The sequence below is a fragment of the Streptomyces sp. HB132 genome, assembly GCF_016909575.1.
Classification (GTDB): Bacteria; Actinomycetota; Actinomycetes; order Streptomycetales; family Streptomycetaceae; genus Streptomyces.
Window position 1 is genome coordinate 145,836 of record NZ_JAFBGA010000015.1, and the last position, 19,540, is coordinate 165,375.

The 19,540-nt window shown below is 71.0% G+C and carries 14 protein-coding genes; 7 read left to right on the top strand and 7 right to left on the bottom strand.

What is annotated here, in order from left to right; translation table 11 throughout:
- Positions 1-57 precede the first annotated feature (57 nt).
- From JOC24_RS26935 to JOC24_RS26945, 3 genes are read left to right on the top strand one after another with little or no spacing between them, the layout of a single operon-like run.
- Positions 58-1,002, top strand: a complete 945-nt coding sequence (locus JOC24_RS26935) for an ABC transporter ATP-binding protein (protein WP_205022991.1) — start codon at positions 58-60, stop codon at positions 1,000-1,002.
- Positions 999-1,967 (top strand): ABC transporter permease subunit, encoded by a 969-nt coding sequence (locus JOC24_RS26940; RefSeq protein ID WP_205022992.1) that lies wholly within the window; start codon positions 999-1,001, stop codon positions 1,965-1,967. The genes JOC24_RS26935 and JOC24_RS26940 overlap by 4 nt, the downstream gene beginning before the upstream one ends.
- A 49-nt stretch (positions 1,968-2,016) precedes the next feature.
- On the top strand, positions 2,017-2,418 hold the full coding sequence (locus JOC24_RS26945; RefSeq protein WP_205023016.1) for a GntR family transcriptional regulator: 402 nt from the start codon (positions 2,017-2,019) through the stop codon (positions 2,416-2,418).
- Between the two features lie 97 nt (positions 2,419-2,515).
- Here JOC24_RS26945 and JOC24_RS26950 read toward each other — a convergent pair whose 3' ends face one another.
- The 6 genes from JOC24_RS26950 to JOC24_RS26975 form a co-directional block, all read right to left on the bottom strand.
- Positions 2,516-2,731, bottom strand: coding sequence for an EF-hand domain-containing protein (locus JOC24_RS26950; protein ID WP_205022993.1), 216 nt, complete (start codon positions 2,729-2,731; stop codon positions 2,516-2,518).
- Between the two features lie 257 nt (positions 2,732-2,988).
- A complete protein-coding gene (locus tag JOC24_RS26955; RefSeq protein ID WP_205022994.1) occupies positions 2,989-3,798 on the bottom strand; it encodes a polysaccharide deacetylase family protein in 810 nt (269 codons plus the stop codon).
- 384 nt (positions 3,799-4,182) lie between these two features.
- On the bottom strand, positions 4,183-4,698 hold the full coding sequence (locus JOC24_RS26960) for an ATP-binding protein (RefSeq protein WP_205022995.1): 516 nt from the start codon (positions 4,696-4,698) through the stop codon (positions 4,183-4,185).
- Positions 4,699-4,948: 250 nt separating this feature from the next.
- The gene (locus JOC24_RS26965) at positions 4,949-5,716 is read right to left on the bottom strand and encodes an enoyl-CoA hydratase/isomerase family protein (protein WP_205022996.1); all 768 of its coding nucleotides are present in this window, start codon (positions 5,714-5,716) and stop codon (positions 4,949-4,951) included.
- A 180-nt stretch (positions 5,717-5,896) separates the two neighbouring features.
- The gene (locus tag JOC24_RS26970) at positions 5,897-7,147 is read right to left on the bottom strand and encodes a L,D-transpeptidase (RefSeq protein ID WP_205022997.1); all 1,251 of its coding nucleotides are present in this window, start codon (positions 7,145-7,147) and stop codon (positions 5,897-5,899) included.
- A 204-nt stretch (positions 7,148-7,351) separates the two neighbouring features.
- Complete coding sequence (locus JOC24_RS26975; RefSeq protein WP_205022998.1) at positions 7,352-8,572, bottom strand: L,D-transpeptidase; 1,221 nt, start codon at positions 8,570-8,572, stop codon at positions 7,352-7,354.
- Positions 8,573-8,841: 269 nt separating this feature from the next.
- On the opposite strand from JOC24_RS26975, the gene glgX reads away from it, so the two are divergent.
- The 4 genes from glgX (at position 8,842) to JOC24_RS26995 (ending at position 17,585) form a co-directional block, all read left to right on the top strand.
- Positions 8,842-10,962, top strand: a complete 2,121-nt coding sequence (gene glgX, locus JOC24_RS26980) for a glycogen debranching protein GlgX (protein ID WP_239581026.1) — start codon at positions 8,842-8,844, stop codon at positions 10,960-10,962.
- A 144-nt stretch (positions 10,963-11,106) separates the two neighbouring features.
- Positions 11,107-12,909, top strand: coding sequence for an ABC transporter ATP-binding protein (locus JOC24_RS26985; RefSeq protein WP_205023000.1), 1,803 nt, complete (start codon positions 11,107-11,109; stop codon positions 12,907-12,909).
- A complete protein-coding gene (locus JOC24_RS26990) occupies positions 12,906-14,777 on the top strand; it encodes an ABC transporter ATP-binding protein (protein ID WP_205023001.1) in 1,872 nt (623 codons plus the stop codon). The genes JOC24_RS26985 and JOC24_RS26990 overlap by 4 nt, the downstream gene beginning before the upstream one ends.
- Before the next feature lie 765 nt (positions 14,778-15,542).
- The gene (locus tag JOC24_RS26995; protein ID WP_205023002.1) at positions 15,543-17,585 is read left to right on the top strand and encodes a M4 family metallopeptidase; all 2,043 of its coding nucleotides are present in this window, start codon (positions 15,543-15,545) and stop codon (positions 17,583-17,585) included.
- Positions 17,586-17,682: 97 nt separating this feature from the next.
- Here the strand turns inward: JOC24_RS26995 and JOC24_RS27000 are convergent, their stop codons facing one another.
- Positions 17,683-19,494 carry a SpoIIE family protein phosphatase gene (locus tag JOC24_RS27000; protein WP_374104528.1) on the bottom strand — a complete coding sequence of 604 codons (1,812 nt, stop codon included), beginning with the start codon at positions 19,492-19,494 and terminating at the stop codon, positions 17,683-17,685.
- Between the last annotated feature and the right edge of the window lie 46 nt (positions 19,495-19,540).

Below are 19,540 nucleotides of genomic sequence, written 5' to 3' on the forward strand. Positions count from 1 at the left end.
CACGCCCCACAGTGACCATGATTCCATTAATTGACTAATGGAATTGAGGCGAGGCGCGTGACAGAGACGAGCGATCCGGGCGGCAGTCCGGGCACGTGGGCCCTGGAGGCCTACGGCCTGGGAAAGCGCTACCGGCGCGGCTGGGCGTTGCGTGACTGTTCCTTCCGGCTGCCGGCCGGCCGGATCTGCGGGCTCGTCGGCCCCAACGGGGCGGGAAAGAGCACCCTGCTGGGCCTGGCGTCCCGTCAGGTGGTGGCGACACAGGGCGAACTGCGCATGTTCGGGATGCCTGTGGGCGATCCCGGGGTGATGCCGCGGTTCGCCTTCCTCGGACAGGACAAGCCGATGTTCAAGCGGTTCACCGTTGCGGAGACGCTGCGCATGGGCGGCGAGCTCAACCCCGGCTGGGACGGCGCGGCGGCGGAGCGGATCGTGCGCTCGGGCGACGTGCCCATGAACGCCTCGGTGGGGACCCTCTCCGGGGGACAGCGCACCCGGGTCGCCCTCGCTCTCGCCTTCGGCAAACGGCCGGATCTGCTGCTGCTCGACGAGCCGATGGCCGACCTCGACCCGCTGGCCCGCGACGAGATGAGCACCCTGCTGATGGCCGAGGCCGTCGAGCGCGGCACGACGGTGGTGATGTCCTCGCACATCGTGGCCGAGCTGGAGGACATGTGCGACTACCTGCTGGTCGTGGCCGACGGCAGGATCCGGATGGCCGGCGACGCCGACGCGCTGGTCCCGGCGCACGCACTGGTGACCGGACTGGCCGAGGACGGGGGCCTGCCCGCCGCTCTCACCCGCCACACGGTCATCGAGACGCGCGTCCAGGGACGTCAGTTCCAGGCGATGGTGCGACTCGACGGCACGTTGTCCGGAGACTGGCAGGTCGCCGAGCCCAGCCTGGAGGAGGTCCTGCTCGCGCATCTGCGCTCGCCGGACGCTCCCCCGCTGTACACACCCGGCGCACGGACCGAGACCGAGGGGACCAGGACCGCATGAGCACCACCCTGACCGCCGCACCGACCGCGGGCACCGCCCGCCCGAGGCTGCTGCGGGGGCTGACCTGGCTGGTCCTGCGTCAGCACCGGACCACACTGACCTGCATCCTCGCCCTGGTGGTGCTCGGCTCGCTCTGGATCGTGTACCAGCGCGGCCAGCTCGTCGACACGCTCGCCGCCGCGGGCTGGCCCGGGAAGACCGTGCCGCAGCCGGTCGTGGGCGAGGGCTACAGCAGGCTCACCTTCCTCCTGGGGATGCTGCCCGGCGTCCTCGCCGTCTTCCTGGGTGCGCCACTGATCGCCGCGGACCAGGAGCAGGGCACCGTACAGCTCGTCACCACCCAGTCCGTGACGCGCCGCCGCTGGCTCGTCGCCAAGCTCGGCTGGTGCCTCCTGATCACCCTGGTGGCGTGCTCGGTGCTCTCCGCGGTCTTCACCTGGTGGTGGAAGCCCTACCGGTCGGTCCTCCCGGACATCTGGATGGACCAGTCGGTCTTCGACACCACGGGCCCCGTTCTCCCCGCGCTCGCCGTGTTCCTGACCGCGGCCGGTTTCACGATCGGCATCCTGCTGCGCCGGGTACTCGCCTCCATGGTCGTCACCTTCGTCTTCTGTGTGGCCGCGCAGACCGCCTGGGGCATGTTCCGTGACCTCCTGGGCACGCCGCGCACGGCCACCTATCCGCTGAACGACGAGTTCCCCGCGCACCTCGACGACGCGTACGAGGTGGACCGCTGGGTCGGCAGCGCGGACGGACAGCTCTACGGATGGGGGTCCTGCGCCGAGGCGACGGAGAAGGCCACGAACGCGTGCATCGAGGAGAGGGGCATCGTCAACAACGTGTTCCAGTACCTCGACTACGACCAGATGGCCGCCATGCAGTGGACCGGCGCCGGCATCCTGCTGGCCGGCACGGCCGTGCTGACCGCGTTCGCCCTGTGGTGGGCCTCGCGGCGGCCCCTGTAGGGCCGCGTCCCATCCTCTACGTAAAGTGTCGCTGAACGAGCGGAAGGTGATGTCCGTGGTCGTGTTCCGCATCGACCGGCGCAGCGGGGTGGCGACGTATCTCCAGATCGTCCGGCAGGTCGAGCAGGCCCTGCGGATGGGCGCGCTGGAGGAGGGTGACCGGCTGCCCACGGCCGCACAGGTCGCCGCCACCACCAAGGTCAACCCGAACACCACGCTCAAGGCATACCGGGAGCTCGAGCGTGCGGGGCTCGCCGAGGTACGCCAGGGGGCGGGGACCTTCATCACCCGCACCCTCGCCGAGCCGGGGTCCGGACCCGAGTGGCCGCTGCGCACCGCGCTGAACGAATGGCTGCACCAGGCGCGCACCGAGGGCCTCGGCCGCGAGGAGGTCCAGGCCCTCTTCCGGGCCTCCTTCGAGGCCGCCTATCCGACCGGTCCGCAGAGCTGAGCACCCGGCCGCCGGAGCGGGCCTGAGGTCCGCCCGCCCACCGGGTGCCGCCGGGCCGCCCGACGCTCCGGACCGGCGTCCGCCGGTCCGGGGCGGTTCAGGCCTTGTTCTGCGCGGCCCAGAACTCGTCGAAGGAGAGCTCACCGTCGCCGTTGCCGTCGTGGGCGTTGATGACGGCCTGGGCGACGGTCTCGGTGACGTAGGGGTCACCGAGCTGCGCCATCGCGCTCTTGTACTCGGCGGCCGTGATGCTGCCGTCGCCGTTCTGGTCGAAGCGCTCGAATGCCTTGCGTGCCGACTCGATGTCCGCCACTGTTCCGCCCCTTCGTTAAGCGTCGTTGACGGAAGTCAGATTATCCGGCACCCGAACCGGCGGATCCGGGGGGCGAGTGACCGGAAGGCGCGGAAGATCTCGATAGCGCATGCTTCGTTCCGGTACGCCCTTCGGTGCCGCAGCCGGCCTTCCAGAGAGCGCCGTCCTGGGACGAGCCCGTTCGAAGGCCGCATCGCGCCGGCATCCACGAGGCCGGAAGGGCCCTACCGCCGACGGCGGTTCGGGCGGGCCCCGCTTTAGGTCAGCAGCTCCGTGGCGGTCACCGCTCTCAGCCGGCGCCGATCGATCTCGGTGAGGAGGAGGGGCAGTGCGGCGACGGTGTCCCGGTAGCCGAAGTGCAGGCTGACCACGGAGCCGTTGCGGAGTTCGCCGGCGACCTTGCGGGTGACGGCCGCGACTCCGGGCGAGGTGAAGTCGAGGGAGTCCACGTCGTAGGACAGGACGTGCGGGTATCCGGCCCGCTGTGCGAGTTCCTGGACGAGCGGGGTGGCGTGGCGGGCACGCGAGGGTCTGAACCAGGTGCCGATGGAACCGGTGAGCCGGCGCAGGCGCCGGGCGCAGCCGGTGATCTCCTCGTACGCCCGCGTCTCGTCCATCGCGTTGATGTCGAGGTGGCCCTGCGTGTGGTTGCCGAGGTCGTGGCCGCCGTCGAGGATGCGGCGGGCCATGCCGGGGTTCCGGTCGAGCCAGTCACCGACGGCCAGGACGGTGAGCCGGGCGCCCGCCCGCTCGGCCTGCGCGAGGACGGCGCGGGCCAGGGCGGGGTCACCCCGGCCGTGGAAGGTGAGGGCGACACGGGGGCTCGCACGGGGGCCGTGCTCGATCTGCACCGGTTGCCCGGCCAGGCGCCGCGGGGCGACGCCCTGGCGTACGGCGCCGAACGCCTCCCGTCCGCGCCGGTCGCCTTCACCTTCCTGCGCCTTGCCCGCCGTCGACCGCGAGGGCGCGTCCCGGGCGCAGCCCGCGGCGGAGGTGCCCCCCAGGACCAGACCGGCGGCCGCACGCAGGGCGCCGCGGCGGGGCATCGCTGTCCTGCGATGCTGCATGACCGTCCACCTCGCGGGTCGGTTCGGGCGCTGTTCCCCGAGACCCGAGCACAGTACGGCCGAACAGGCGGCGACACGACGGTGACCGGGCGTTGCCCGCTGGAGAGGTGATCAATGAATCAATGAGAGAAATCGAGAGTTACACAAAGAATCCCAGGCGGGTGACCTATCACACCTATGATTCAGGACCAGAATGAGAAGTATTGAACGCTTTGGGCGTATTGCACTTTCGACGCCAGGGTCGCCTGTCTGCCATAGTCGGACACGCGACCTCCTCCGACCCGAGCCAGGTCCCATGTGCGGCCGTGGACACACCCCCCATTCCACGGCCCCTCCAGAAGCCCCCGCCGAGCCACACCCAGGCCGACCGGGGGCTTCTGCGTGTCAGCGGTCGGCGGTGCGCATCTCGAACCACGTGGTCTTCCCGCGCGGCAGGAGGTCCACGCCCCACCGGTCGGAGAGCTTGTCGACCAGGAAGAGGCCCCGCCCGCTGACATCCGTCTCACGGACGGGCATCAGGCACGGCAGTCCGCGCGAGGGATCCCGCACCTCGATCCGGACCCAGCCCCGGCGGCGCAGCATGCGCAGACCGAAGACGCGCGCCCCGGTGTGCCGCACCGCGTTGCCGACGAGTTCGGAGACCAGTAGCACTCCGTATTCGGCGGTCTGCGGGGAGAGCTGCCACTGACGCAGCATCACGCACGAAGTGATCCGCCGGGCCGTGGCGGCGGACTCCGGACGCGAGGGCAGCCGGACTTCACCCTCCGTCGGATTACCGAACAACTCCAGCGCCTTGAACGCCTGTTCGTCTTCGACGGCAGACGTCCAGCGTGCCGCTGTCGCGCTGCTGCGCGGTCGCGGCTGCTCCACACCCTCCAGGCCCGCCATGCCCACCATCATGGCCGCACAGAACGCTCTCTGTGACCGTTCCGACAGATCCCCTTCCCGGAACCAGTCATTCCGGGCCGGTTCTCCGGCATATGCCGGGGGCAGAACGGAGGCCTGTGCGGCCATGCCCACCAGGGACGACAGGTGGCGGACAAGTAATTGCACGAGCGGGAGGACCACCGGACCTTAAGGTTCTCTTAAGGTCCGGCTGATCCGCCCGCACGGATGAACGTGCGCGCCGATGTACGCAACTCACGCTCGGTCAGAGGAATTCGGCCTTGCCCGGGCCCTCCTCCACGAAGCTGCGCATGCCGCGCTCACGGTCCTCGGTGGCGAACAGACCGGCGAACCAGGTCCGCTCGATCGTGAGCCCGTTGTCGATGTCCGTCTCCAGTCCCGCGTCCACGGACTCCTTGGCGGCCCGCAGCGCCAGCGCGGGCCCCCGGGCCAGCCGGGACGCCCAGGCGTGCGCCTGCTCGTAGACATCGGCGGCGGGCACCACCCGGTCCACCAGCCCGATCGACAGGGCCTCGTCGGCCTTCACCTGGCGGCCGGTGAAGATCAGGTCCTTGGCCCTGGACGGGCCCACCAGCCGGGACAGGCGCTGAGTGCCGCCCGCGCCGGGGATGAGCCCCAGCAGGATCTCCGGCTGCCCCAGCTTCGCGTTGTCCCCGGCGATCCTGAAGTCGGCGCAGAGCGCCAGTTCGCAGCCCCCGCCCAGGGCGTAGCCCGTGACGGCGGCGACGACGGGCTTGGGAATGCGGGCCACCGCGGTGAAGGACTCCTGCAGGGCCCTGGAGCGTACGACCATCGCGGCATGGTCCATCGCCTGCATCTCCTTGATGTCCGCGCCGGCCGCGAACACCTTCTCGCCGCCGTAGAGGATCACGGCGCGCACGTCGTCGCGCCGGGTCGCCTCCTCCGCGAGCTCCCGCAGCCGGTCCTGGGTGGCGACGTCCAGGGCGTTCATCGGTGGACGGTCCAGCCGGATCGTGCCGACGCCGTCGCTTACTTCGAGGGTTACGGTCATGGGGAGCAGGTTAGAGGGTGCGGCGGGTGGGGCGGAGCGTGGAGCCGGCCGGGTGCGGGCGTCCGCGGGGCCGACGCGGACCTGCCTGCCGGCCCGTGACGCCAGCCCCTCTGACGCGGGCGGGCCCGATGCCGTTGTCCACAGCACCGGGCCCGCTCCTTGCCTGCCGAGCAGAGGGATCTACTTGATCCACTCCGACCAGTCCATGTTCCAGCCGTTGAGGCCGTTGTCCGGCTGGATCACCTTGTCCTTCGAGTTCTTCACGATCACCACGTCGCCGATCAGCGAGTTGTCGAAGAGCCACGCGGCCGGGGTCTTGCTGTCGTAGGCGCCGCGCACGTCGCGCAGACCGACGCAGCCGTGGCTGGTGTTCGTCGTGCCGAAGATGCCCGACGCACCCCAGTAGTTGCCGTGGATGAAGGTGCCGGAGGTCGACAGCCGCATCGCGTGCGGCACGTCCTTGATGTCGTACTCGCCGCCGAAGCCGACGGTGTCCCCGTTCATCCGGGTCACCTTGAGCTTCTCGCTGATGACCATCTGGCCGTTGTACGTGGTCGTGGCCGGCGCACCCGCGGAGATCGGGATGTCCTTGATCTGCTTGCCGTCACGGACCACCTTCATCCGGTGAGAGCTCGCGTCGACCGTGGAGACCTGGCTGCGGCCGATGGTGAACTTCACGGTCTTGGCCTGCTTGCCGTAGACACCCGGCCGCCCCTCGACGCCGTCGAGGTCGAGGCGCAGGGTCACCTTCGTGCCCGCGGCCCAGTAGTCCTCGGGGCGGAAGTCGAGACGGTCGTTGCCGAACCAGTGGGGCTCGATCTCCACGGCGGGCTCCGCCGTCACGCTGACCGCCTTCTCCACGGCCTCGGGGTCGGTGATGCCACGGGTGAAGTGGATCGACACCGGCATGCCCACGCCCACGGTCGAACCGTCCTCGGGCGTGTACTGGCCGATGAAGGTGTTCTGCGGGACAAGCGTCGTGAAGCTGGTGTCCTTCGCCGACTCACGGCCCTTCGCGTCCTTGGCGACCGCGTGCACCGTGTACTTGGTCGCGGCGGCCAGGTGACGGTCCGGCGCCCAGCTGAGGCCGTCCTGGGCGATCTTGCCCTCGACCTCCTTGCCCTTGGGGTCGGCGACCTTCACCGTGCTCAGCTTGCCCTCGGCGGCCGATACCTTCAGCGCCCCGCTGGTCGCCACGTCGCCGGCGCCGTCCTTGGGGGCGATGGTCACCACCGCCTGCGAGGCGCTGGTGTCGTCGACCTTCCCGCCCGCCTGCTTGCCGTCCCTGTCCGCCGCGGCTCCGCTGCCCCCGCACGCGGTCACCAGCAACAGCATCGCGCCCAGCCCCAAGGCGAGGACTCCGCGGGCTCCTCGCCCGTTCTGTCCCCCGCCCGCGCCGGCCCCTGCGCCCGATATCGGATGCCCGTTCAATGTGGTCGTCTCCCCTCGCACGGCCTGGCCCCGCCATGGCCGGCACCCCCGGACGCTGTTCATGCGCGCCCGGCGCAAGATAATCACACCGAACGTCGGGAGAACTCCTCCGGAATGTCACCGTTCCGTCCCAAGTCGGCGCGCACCGCCGCCGAGTGGTCCCGGAGGGTGCTCCTCCGGGACCTGCCCAGGTCGGGCCGGGGGTCAGCGCAGGGCGGAACCCGCCTTCCACTGCGGCCAGCCGAGGTTCCAGCCGCCGAGGCCGTTGTCCGGAGCGACGGTCCTGTCGGTGGAGTTGACCACCTCGACCACGTCACCGATGAGCGTCCTCTCGAAGAACCAGCCGGCCGGGGTGCCGGAGCTGCCTCCCTTCACGTCGCGCAGCCCGATGCAGCCGTGGCTGGTGTTCTCGGAGCCGAAGATGTCCGGGGACTCCCAGTAGTTGCCGTGCAGGAAGGTGCCCGACTTCGTCAGGCGGATGGCGTGCGGGACGTCCTTGATGTCGTACTCACCGCCGAAGCCGACGGTACTGCCGTCCATGCGGGTCACGTCGTGCAGCTCGGAGACCACCATCCTCCCGTTGTACGTGGTGGTCTTCGCGGCACCCGCGGTGATCGGCACCGTGCTGACCAGTTCACCGTCGCGGCGTACCTCCATGGTGTGCGCCCGGGCGTCCACCACGGACGTCTGGGAGCGGCCGACCTCGAAGGTCACCTTCTTCCGCTGGCTTCCGTACACACCCGGTGCGCCCTCCACGTCACGCAGGCCCACCTCGACGGTGACCTCGGTGCCCGGCTCCCAGTAGGTGGCGGGGCGGAAGTCGAGCCGGTCCTTGCCGAACCAGTGGCCGACCACCTCGACCTCGGGTTCCGTGGTGATCCTGATGGCCTTCTCCACCGCGGCACGACGGGTGACGGGGCGGTTGAAGTCGAAGGAGACGATCATGCCGGTACCCACGGTGGACCGGTTCTCCGGCTTGAAGTAGCCGATGAACCGGTCCTTGGGGACCAGGGTGGTGAACGTCGTGCTGCGCGCGGAGCGGTGGCCGTCACCGTCGACGGCGACGGCCTCCACGCTGTACTTCCCGGCCAGCCCGAGCCGGTACCCGTCGTCCCGGGGGGCCCATGACCGGCCGTCCTTCGCGATCCGGCCCGGCACCTCCTGGTGTTCCGCGTCCTGTGTCCGGGTCACCTTCACCCGCTCCAGCCGTCCGTCGGGGACGGACACCGAGAGCCGGCTGTCCGCGCCGACGTCCTCGGCACCGTCGTCGGGGGTGATCCGGATGGCGTTCCCGGGTGAGCGGTTGTCCCCGAAGAACGGTGTCGACCCGGTGCAGCCGGTCAGTGCGGCCGACACGGTGAACAGTCCTGCCCATGTCAGCACGGCGGCCGAACCCGCCCGTGCTCTCTTCGCTACGTGGTTCACGCTCCCCCCAACGACGCGGCCGCCCGGGGGAAACGTGAGTGCGGGGCCGCCGGCGGGCAGAACAGGAGGGAGGACACCGCCAGGAAGGGCGCGGCCGGGACGCCGCCCACTCCTTCTGCGGGTGGCCGCTCCGACGAGCCGCAGGAGGCCGAGAGGTGTCGAGCACAGCCGAGCAGGAGGAAACACCGCGTACGACGGGAAGGGTGACGGCGACCGGATCGGCTCCGGGGAACGAAGCGGACAGACCACCCGTATGGCCGGGTGCCCCGATGCCCCTGGGCGCCCGCTTCCGGGTCGGTCCGGACCAAGTGGCGGGCACCAACTTCGCACTCTGGGCGGGTGGGGCCGAGGCCGTCGAGCTCTGTCTCTTCGACGAGCGGGGGACCGAGACCCGGCTCCCGCTCACCGAGCTGACCCATGAGATCTGGCACGGCTTCGTCCCCGGCGTGGGCGCGGGACAGCGTTACGGCTACCGGGTGCACGGCCGCTGGGACCCCTGGACGGGCGCACGCTGGAACGCGGCGAAGCTGCTCCTCGACCCGTACGCCCGCGCGGTGGACGGCTCGTTCACCCTGCCACCCGAGGTGTACGGCCATGTGAGGGACTGGCCCGAGCAGCACGTCGCCGACACCGTGCGCGACGACCGGGACTCGGCGCCGTACGTCCCCAAGGCGGTCGTCGTGCACGACGACGACGACTGGGCGGAGGACCGCAGGCCCAAGACACCGTGGGCGGACACGGTCATCTACGAACTGCACGTGCGCGGCTTCACCAAGCTCCATCCGGACATCCCGCCCGAGCTGCGCGGCACCTACGCCGGGCTCGCCCACCCCGCCGCGATCGGCCACCTCCGGCGCCTCGGGGTGACGGCCGTCGAACTGCTCCCGGTCCACCAGTTCGCCCACGAGGACCACCTGCTGCGGCGCGGGCTGCACAACTACTGGGGATACAACTCGATCGGCTACTTCGCACCGCACGCGGACTACGCGGCGAGCGGCACCACCGGTCAGCAGGTCGGCGAGTTCAAGCAGATGGTGCGCGCCCTGCACGACGCCGGGATCGAGGTCATCCTCGACGTGGTCTACAACCACACGGCGGAGGCCGGTGAGCTCGGCCCGATGCTGTCCCTGCGCGGCATCGACAACCGCGGCTACTACCGCCTCCAGCAGGACGCCCGCCGCTACGCGGACTACACCGGCTGCGGCAACACCCTGCACGTGGTGCAGCCGCAGGTCCTCCGGCTGATCACGGACTCGCTCCGCTACTGGGTCACGGAGATGGGTGTCGACGGCTTCCGCTTCGACCTGGCGGCGGCGCTCGCCCGCTCGATGCACGACGTGGACATGCTCTCCCCCTTCCTCGCCGTGATCGCCCAGGACCCCGTACTGCGCCGGGTCAAGCTGATCGCCGAACCGTGGGACGTGGGAAACGGCGGCTACCAGGTCGGCGCGTTCCCTCCCCTGTGGACCGAGTGGAACGACCACTACCGGGACGCCGTGCGCGACTTCTGGCGTGGTGCGCTGCCCGACGTACGCGACATCGGCTACCGGCTCACCGGTTCGAGTGACCTCTACGCCTGGGGTGGCAGGCGCCCCTACGCGTCGGTCAACTTAGTCACCGCGCACGACGGTTTCACGTTGCGCGACCTGGTCAGCTACGAGCAGAAGCACAACGAGGCCAACGGTGAGGGCAACCGCGACGGGACGAACGACAACCGCTCCTGGAACGGCGGGGCCGAGGGCGGGACCGACGACCCCGACGTCGACGCCCTGCGCCGCCGGCAGCTGCGCAACCTCCTGTCCACGCTGCTCCTGTCGACCGGGGTGCCGATGCTGGTGGCGGGCGACGAGATGGGGCGTACGCAGGGCGGCAACAACAACGCCTACTGCCAGGACAACGAGGTCAGCTGGCTGGACTGGTCCCTGCTGGAGCAACCCCGGTGGCGGGAGCTGACCGAGCTGACCGCCCGGGTGCTGGCCCTGCGCCACCGCCATCCGGTGCTGCGTCGTCGTGCGTTCTTCGCCGGGACCCCGCAGGCCCCGGACGGCCTGCGGGACCTGGCGTGGTTCACCTCGCGGGGGACGGAGATGACGGAGGGCGACTGGTACGCCCCGGCGGCGACGCTGGGTCTCTACCTGTCCGGCCGCGACATCCCCGGCCGCGACGCCCGGGGCAGGCAGATCACCGACGACAGCTTCCTGGCGGTCCTGCACGCGGACCACCGGCCCCGCGACTTCCTGCTGCCGGGCCCGCCGTGGGCGCAGTCCTACGAACTGGTCCTGGACACCTCGCGGGAGGACCAGTGCGAGGCCCCCGGCACCCTCCACCGGGGCGGCACCGCACTCACGGTGGAGGGGAGGTCGGTGCTGCTGCTGCGGGTCGCGGAGTGAGGGGCGGACTCACGGGCGGTCCCGGTATCCGCCGTCCCGCTCGCCCCGGCGTCGTCCGATCGGTCGACCGGGCACTGCGACCCACGGCGCGTGACCGGAAAACCACGTGAGCGATGTCAGTGGTGAACCTTAGGCTCGCTCCTGATGCCCGAAGAACCTGCAGAGTCCACGGACCGGTCCGCCGTGCGCTCCCTCCTGCGACTGTGGCCCTATGTCAGACCGGTGCGTGTGCGCTGGATCAGCGCGGCGCTCGTGGCGATACTCGCGTCCTGTCTCGCCCTGGTCATCCCGCTGATCCTGAAGTGGATGGTGGACGGCCCGGTCGCCGACCGTGATCCGGGCGGGGTGTGGCTGGGGGCTCTGTACCTGCTGCTGCTGGGTATCGCCGAGGCGGCGTTGTTCGGGCTCCGGCGGTGGCTCGTGGCACGGCCGCTGGCCGGAGTCGAGGCGTCGATGCGCGCCGACCTCTACCGCCATCTGCAGCGCCTTCCGGTGGCGTTCCACGACCGCTGGCCGTCGGGACAGCTGCTCTCGCGCGGGACCACGGATCTCATGCTGATGCGGATGTTCCTTGCCTTCCCGCTGACGTTCCTGCTGGTCAACGGCACGACGATTCTGGTCGGTTTCGTCATCCTGTTCGCCCAGGACTGGTCTCTGGGGCTGGTACTGCTCGCACCCGCTGTCCCCCTCATGGTCCTGTGCTCGCTCTTCGAGACGAAGTACGCGCTGGTGGCGCGCAGGGCCCAGGACCAGGTCGGCGATCTGACGACCGTCGTCGAGGAGAGCGTGCTGGGTATCCGCATCGTCAAGGGCTTCGGCCGCAACCGCAGCCAGGCGCTGGCCTTCCGCGCACTCGCGCAGCGGCTGCGCGCCACGGAGCTGGGCAAGGCCCGTCTCCTCGCGGGGATCTGGGCGCTCATCACCGCCATTCCCGAGCTGGCGATCGGTGCCGCGCTGGTGCTCGGCACGATCGAGGTCGCCGACGGCGGTCTCTCCGCGGGCACGCTGGTCGCGTTCCTCTCGACGGCTCTCGCGCTGCGGTGGCCGGTCGAGTCGATCGGCTTCCTGCTGGCGATGAGCCAGGAGTCCGCGACGGCCGCCGACCGCTACTTCGAGGTCATGGACGTCGCGGAGGAGCCGGAGCCCGCACCCCGGGAGGAGGGGGCCGGGGGAAGCGGGCAGGGCATCGTCTTCGAAGGGGTGGAGTTCCGCTACCCCGACGCCGAGCCCGGCTCACCGGCCGTCCTGGCCAGGATCGATCTGCGGATCCGCCCGGGCGAGACGATGGCCCTGGTGGGCGCCACGGGTTCCGGCAAGACGACGCTGACGGCGCTCGTACCCCGGCTGCACGACGTCACCGGCGGCCGCATCCTGCTGGACGGCGAGGACGTCGCCGGCATGGAGCGGTCCCGGCTGCGCGAGCTGGTGTCGGTGGCCTTCGAGGAGCCCACGCTCTTCTCGGCGACCGTGGGGGAGAACGTACTGATGGGTGCTCAGGGCGCCGGCGGGCAGGAGCTGCGCCGGGCCCTGTCGGTCGCCCAGGCCGACTTCGTGCACGAGCTTCCGCAGGGCGTCGACACCCAGGTCGGTGAGCAGGGGCTGAGCCTCTCCGGCGGTCAGCGGCAGCGGCTCGCACTGGCCCGCGCCGTTGTCGGGGGGCCGCGCTTCCTGGTGCTCGACGACCCCCTCTCCGCCCTGGACGTGCATACGGAGACGCTGGTGGAGGCGGCGCTGCGGCGCGTGCTGGAGGAGACGACCGCGCTGGTCGTCGCCCACCGGCCGTCCACGGTGATGCTCGCGGACCGGGTGGCCCTGCTCTCCGGGGGCCGGATCAGCGCCGTGGGGACCCACCAGGAGCTCCTGCGCAGCAACGCCGAATACGCCTGGCTGATGTCCGGTGCCCACGACACCGGTGTTCTCGTCCCCGAGGAGGGCAACGCCCGATGACCAGTACGACTGCCGACGGGCCCGCCCTCGCCGGTGACGACCTCTCCGAGGAGAGGTCCGGCCGGCCGGCCGGTGAGGCGGACGCGTTCGACGCCGAAGCCCTGCCCACGCCCCGGGGCGCCACCTGGGCGCTGCTGACCTCCCTGCTCGGGCCCTTGCGGGCCAGGGTCGTGGTGGCCTCCCTCCTGCTGGTCGTCCAGCAGGTCGCGGTGCAGGCGGGACCGCTGCTGGTCGCGTACGCCATCGACAGCGGTGTGCCCGCGTTCCGGGACCACGACTACGGCCCGCTGGCCGCAGTGGGCATCGGGTACGCGGTGTGCTCGCTCGGTGCGGGGCTCCTCCAGTACGCCTTCATCCGGGCCGCCGCGCGGATCAACCAGGACGTGCTGCTCGATCTGCGCGGGCGGATCTTCCGGCATTCGCAGGCGCTGAGTGTCGACTTCCACGAGCGCTACACCTCGGGCCGGCTGATCTCCCGCTCGACGACGGACGTGGAGTCCCTGCGCGAACTGCTGAGCGAGGGCCTGCAGGAACTCATCGGGGTCGTCCTGTCGTTCGTGGCGATCTCCCTGATGCTGCTCTGGCTGGACCTCGGCATCGGTGCCATCGCGGTGGCGTCCTTCGCTCCGCTGTACCTGCTGGTGCGGAGCTACCGGCGGCGGGCGGCCAGGGCCTATTCGGCGCGCTCCTCGGCGATCGCCGCGGTCATCGTGAAGTTCGCCGAGACGATGAACGGGATCCGTCCCGTGCAGGCGTTCCGCAGGGAGCGCGCCAACGACGAGGACTTCGCGGTGTTCAACCGCCGTCACGAGCGGACGAACGGCGACGCACTGCTGGAGATGGCCCGCTACGTCGTCGGCTCCCGGCTCGTCGCCAACACGGCGGTGGCCGCGATGGTGCTGTGGGGCGCCCACCGGGTCGCGTCGGGGACGCTGGCGCTGGGTGTGCTGGCCGCTGCGGTGCTCTATCTGCGGCGGCTGTACGACCCGATCGACCGGCTCGGGATGTTCCTCAACTCCTACCAGTCGGCGGCCGCCTCGCTGGAGAAGATCGCGGGCCTGCTGGCGCAGACACCCACGGTTCCGGAGCCCGGCGCGCCGAAGGAGCTGCCCGCACTCGCCGGTGAGCACCCGGGCCGGGCGGTCGCCTTCGAGGGGGTGCGGTTCGCCTACCGGACCGGTGGTGAAGTCCTCCCGCGCTTCGGTCTGACGATCCCCGCGGGCCAGACCCTGGCCGTGGTGGGTTCGACGGGTGCGGGCAAGTCGACGCTGGCCAAGCTGTTGGCACGCTTCTACGATCCGACGGAGGGCCGGGTCCTGCTGGACGGCACCGACCTGCGCGACCTGGCGACGCCCGAGCTGCGGCGGGGTGTGGTGATGGTGACCCAGGAGGCGTTCCTGTTCTCCGGGACGATCGCCGAGAACATCGCGATCGGCCGTCCGGAGGCGACACGCGAGGAGATCGAGCACGCTGCCAAGGCCATCGGGGCACACGACTTCATCAGCTCGCTGCCCGACGGGTACGACACCGATGTCCGTAAGCGGGGCGGCCGGATCTCCGCCGGGCAGCGCCAACTTGTCGCCTTCGCACGGGCGTTGCTCGCGGACCCCGCCGTCCTGATCCTCGACGAGGCCACGAGCTCGCTGGACGTCCCGGGTGAGCGGGCGGTGCAGCGGGCCATGGACACCGTGCTGCACGGGCGCACCGCGGTGGTGATCGCGCACCGCCTGTCGACGGTGGAGATCGCGGACCGGGTCCTGGTGATGGAGAAGGGCAGGATCGTGGAGGACGGCACCCCGGCCGAACTCATCGGCGGCACAGGCCGGTTCGCCGGCCTGCACCGCGCCTGGCGGGAGAGCCTGGCCTGAGGCTCCCCGGTGCCGGCACCGTCCCGCGGGTCCGCGGCCGGTGCCGCCCCACCGGCCCCGGGCTCGCGACAGCCGCCACCGGGCCGATCCCCGCCCGGCTTCGCTCCACGCCTCACGGCCGGGGCCGCCGGGAAGGCCGGCCCGCACCCGGGACAACCGGTACGGCGAGGGGCCGACCGCCGCCCCGGTGGCGGCCGGCAGCGTCAACTCCCCCAGCGGCCAGGCACTGCGGGGCGGGACGTCGAAGCCCTGGATCCACATCGGCGACCCCGCCCACGGCGCTCCCCACGCCTCGACAGCACCCGTGGGCCGGGCTGCCTCCGCACCCCGACCGGGCCCCGCGGGCTGAGCCGAGGGCTGCCGCCCGCCGAGCCCTTATCACCCCTCCGACCCGGCGGCCCGCGGCCTTCGCACGGTGTCCGGCCCGGATCCAGCCATACGCTCACGCACATCTCAGCCCGTGGTCCCCGTCCACTTCCCCCTGCGGGCGACAGACGTGACGACTACCGATGGAAACCCCTCTCCACCCTGCACCGTAAGGCAGTTGACCATCTCGGCGATGCGCGCCGCCACATGGATGACACACGGGGAAACGTCCGGTTAACGAACACGCATCTTCCGGCAACGAACGATTTCCGGCCAATGTATTGACGCGGTCCTGACAGGCGCATGTTCGCGGTGGCACTCTTCCCCCGTTCCACGCACCGCCTGCTCTGCCGGCCCACTCACCCAGTCGGCCGTTGCCCCCTCGCAGAAGGAGTCCGCGTGAGATCCACGCACAGCCGTCGTGCCACCGCGACCGGCGCTCTGATAGCCACCGCAGCACTGCTCGCCGTCGGAATGCAGGGCGGCGCCGCAACGGCCGCCCCCGGAAGCGCGACCGCGGCCCCCGCCGCCGTGGCGAAGGGCGCCGATCCCGGCGCCCTCCCCGCGAAGCTCTCCCCCGCCCAGCGTGCCGAACTGCTTCGGGAGGCCAACTCCACCAAGGCGGCCACCGCCGAGGACCTGGGGCTCGGTGCCAAGGAGAAGCTGGTGGTCCGCGACGTCGTCAAGGACGTCGACGGCACCACCCACACCCGCTACGAGCGCACACTCGACGGTCTCCCCGTCCTCGGTGGCGACCTGGTCGTGTCCGCGTCGAAGTCCGGAACGACAGAAGGCGTCACCAAGGCGTCGAAGGCGACCGGGGCACAGCTGAAGGCCGTCGGCACCGCGGCGGACGTCGCGCCGGCCACGGCCGAGAAGCAGGCGCTCACCGCGGCCAGGGCCGACGGCTCGAAGAGCACCGAGGCGAGCAAGGCACCGCGCAAGGTCGTGTGGGCGGCGAACGGCACCCCGCAGCTCGCTTACGAGACCGTGGTCGGCGGCCTCCAGCACGACGGCACCCCGAACGAGCTGCACGTCATCACGGACGCCTCCTCCGGCGCCAAGCTCTTCGAGTGGCAGGCCATCGAGAACGGGACCGGCAACACGCAGTACAGCGGCCAGGTGACGCTGGGGACCTCGGGCTCCGGCAGCTCGTACAACCTCACCGACAGTGCGCGTGGCAACCACAAGACGTACAACCTGAACCGCGGCACGTCCGGCACCGGGACCCTGTTCTCCGGCACCGACGACATCTGGGGCAACGGCGCCGCGTCGAACACCGAGACCGCCGCCGCAGACGCGCACTACGGCGCAGCGGAGACCTGGGACTTCTACAAGAACGTCATGGGCCGCAGCGGCATCAGGGGTGACGGGGTCGGCGCGTACTCCCGCGTCCACTACGGCAACAACTACGTCAACGCCTTCTGGTCCGACAGCTGCTTCTGCATGACCTACGGCGACGGCAGCGGCAACCTCGCCCCGCTGACCTCGCTGGACGTGGCGGCGCACGAGATGACGCACGGCGTCACCTCCAACACCGCCGGTCTCAACTACAGCGGTGAGTCGGGCGGCCTCAACGAGGCCACCTCCGACATCTTCGCGGCGGGCGTGGAGTTCTACTCCAACACCGCCACCGACCCGGGCGACTACCTCGTCGGCGAGAAGATCGACATCAACGGCGACGGCACCCCGCTCCGTTACATGGACAAGCCGAGCAAGGACGGCGCGTCCAAGGACTCGTGGTACTCGGGCCTCGGCAGCGTCGACGTCCACTACTCCTCGGGCCCGGCGAACCACTTCTTCTACCTGCTGTCCGAGGGCAGCGGGGCCAAGACCGTCAACGGGGTGTCCTACAACTCCCCGACGTCGGACGGCCTTCCGGTGACCGGCATCGGCCGGGACAAGGCGCTGCAGATCTGGTTCAAGGCGCTCACCACGAAGTTCACCTCCACCACGAACTACGCCGCGGCCCGCACCGGCACCCTCGCCGTGGCCGGTGAGCTGTACGGCACGTCGAGCGCCGAGTACGCCGGCGTCGCCAACGCCTGGGCCGCCATCGCCGTGGGCTCCCGCCCCGGCGGCGGCACCGACCCGGGCGGCAAGGTCTTCCAGAACACGACCGCCAAGGCGATCTCCGACAACAGCACGAGCAACTTCCCGGTCGTCGTCAGCGGCGTCACCGGCAACGCGCCCAGCACCTTGTCCGTGGCGGTGAACATCAGCCACACCTACCGCGGTGACCTCGTCCTCGACCTGGTCGCCCCGGACGGGACGGCGTACCGGTTGAAGAACTCCTCGTCGAGCGACTCCGCGGACAACGTGGTGGCGACCTACACGGTCAACGCCTCGTCCGAGGTGGCCAACGGCACGTGGAACCTGAAGGTCCAGGACGTCTACTCGGGCGACACCGGCACCTTCAACAGCGTCAAGCTCACCTTCTGAGCACCGTCCGGGACGCCGCCGAGCAGGCGGCGGCCCGGAGCGCGCACCACTGAGCGGTCGGCCCCGGGGAGCATGCTCCCCGGGGCCGTTCCGTGCGTCAGGAGGCCGGGTCCGCGCCCCGGACGGGGACGTTCTGCTCGGCCCAGACGATCTTGCCGGTCGCCGTCCGGCACGAACCCCACCTGCGGCACAGCAGGTTGATGAGCTGGAGACCCCGCCCGCCCTCGTCGCTCACGTCGGCGTGCTGGATCTGCGGCAGGTCGGGGCCGGTGTCGGCCAGCTCCACCTGGAGCCGCTCGTCGCACAGCAGACGGAGCCGGCCGGGACCGCCTCCGTAGCGCAGGGCGTTGCCGACCAGTTCGCTGACCACCAGCTCCGTCACGTCGGCGAGTTCGGACAGGTCCCACTGCGCGAGCTGCTCCGTGACCAGCTTGCGGGCGGTGGAGGCGGGATTCCCCTCCGTCGGCAGGTCCCACTCCCGCAACCGCACCTCGGGGGAGAGCTCGTGGCCCCCGGCGATCAGCAAGACCGCCTCGTCGAACCGGCCGTCGTCCTGCCGCGGCGAGGTGAGCGGGCCGCCCGCGTCGAGCTGCTCGGGCGCCATCGCGGTCACGGAGGCGCGCAGCCCTTCCAGTTGTACGTCCACGTCGTCGGTGCGTGTCTTGATCAGGCCGTCGGTGTAGAAGACGAGCCGTCCGCCCACCGGGCCGCGGAACCGCAGCGGGTCGTAGGGGATGACCCCGGCGCCCAGCGGCGCTCCGACCGGCACGTCGAGGTAGCGGGCGGTGCCGCCGGCCTCCACCAGCAACGGCGGCGGGTGCCCCGCGCTCGCGATCGTGTAGCTGGAGTCCGCCGGATCGTAGACCGCGCACAGACACGTGGCGACCTGGTCGTCCTCCAGGTCGCGGGTGGCCAGGTCGAGCCGGGCGAGCAGCCGGTCGGGGGCGATGTCCAGCATCATCAGCGTACGGGCGACGGTCCGCAGCCGGCCCATCGTGGCGGCGGCCGGCAGCCCGTGGCCGGTGACGTCGCCGACGACCAGCGCCGTACGCCCGCTGGGGAGTGCCACCACGTCGTACCAGTCCCCGCCCACCCCGTGCGCCTCGACGGCCGGGGCGTAGTGGGCGTGCACCCGCAGGCCGGGGGTGTGCGGCGTGGCGCGCGGGAGCAGGGAGCGCTGCAGCGAGACGACGTGCTCGCGTTCACGCCCGTAGAGCCGGGCGTTGTCTATGAACACCGCCGCCATGGAGGCGAGCTGTCCCGCAAGCTCCAGGTCGGTGCGGTGGAAGGGCGGGCTGTCGCCGGCGCGTACGAAATCCGCGGAGCCCAGCAGGACACCGCGCGCGATCAGCGGAACGGCCATGTAGCTGTGGACGCCCTGACGGCGCATCGCCACCTCCGCGCTCGCCGTCGGCGCGACCCGCTCGAAGTCCTCCGGGGTCATCCGGCTGACCATCACGGGCCGGCGGTTGCGAAGGCACTCGGTGGTCAGCAGCGTCTCGCGGCGCTCCCTGCGGTCGACCACCTCGCCCACCGGGGCGGGTTCGAGTCCGCTCAGCGCGTCGATGGCACGCACCGCCATGGCACGGGTGACGGGCACCGCCGCGCCGATGACGCGCTCGCCCTCCTCGCCCCGCAGCACGGACTCCAGCAGGTCGACGGCGGCGGCGTCGGCGAGCTGCGGGACACTGAACCCGGCCAGCTCCTCAGCGGTTCGCTCCAGGTCGAGCGTCGTGCCGATCCGGGTGCTCGCCTCGTTGAGCCAACGCATCCGCGCGGCGGTGGTGAAGCGGTCGCCCTGCGGTGGTCCGAAGGGCTCCGGCCGGCGGACGTACAGCCGCCGGGAGACGCCGTTCTGCGCGGCCAGCCGACGGGTCAGGCGTCTCGCTCGGCCACCGCCGCCGTTCACCGTGCTGACCTCCACTCGCGTCCGCCCGGACGCCTCGCTGTCACTT

What these genes read in the sequence shown, in the direction of transcription:
- JOC24_RS26940 (WP_205022992.1), top strand. Translation starts at nt 999, where the DNA reads ATGAGCACCACCCTGACCGCCGCACCGACCGCGGGCACCGCCCGCCCG.
- JOC24_RS26945 (WP_205023016.1), top strand. Translation starts at nt 2,017, where the DNA reads ATGTCCGTGGTCGTGTTCCGCATCGACCGGCGCAGCGGGGTGGCGACG.
- JOC24_RS26955 (WP_205022994.1), bottom strand. Translation starts at nt 3,798, where the DNA reads ATGCAGCATCGCAGGACAGCGATGCCCCGCCGCGGCGCCCTGCGTGCG.
- JOC24_RS26960 (WP_205022995.1), bottom strand. Translation starts at nt 4,698, where the DNA reads ATGATGGTGGGCATGGCGGGCCTGGAGGGTGTGGAGCAGCCGCGACCG.
- JOC24_RS26965 (WP_205022996.1), bottom strand. Translation starts at nt 5,716, where the DNA reads ATGACCGTAACCCTCGAAGTAAGCGACGGCGTCGGCACGATCCGGCTG.
- glgX (WP_239581026.1), top strand. Translation starts at nt 8,842, where the DNA reads ATGCCCCTGGGCGCCCGCTTCCGGGTCGGTCCGGACCAAGTGGCGGGC.
- JOC24_RS26985 (WP_205023000.1), top strand. Translation starts at nt 11,107, where the DNA reads ATGCCCGAAGAACCTGCAGAGTCCACGGACCGGTCCGCCGTGCGCTCC.
- JOC24_RS26990 (WP_205023001.1), top strand. Translation starts at nt 12,906, where the DNA reads ATGACCAGTACGACTGCCGACGGGCCCGCCCTCGCCGGTGACGACCTC.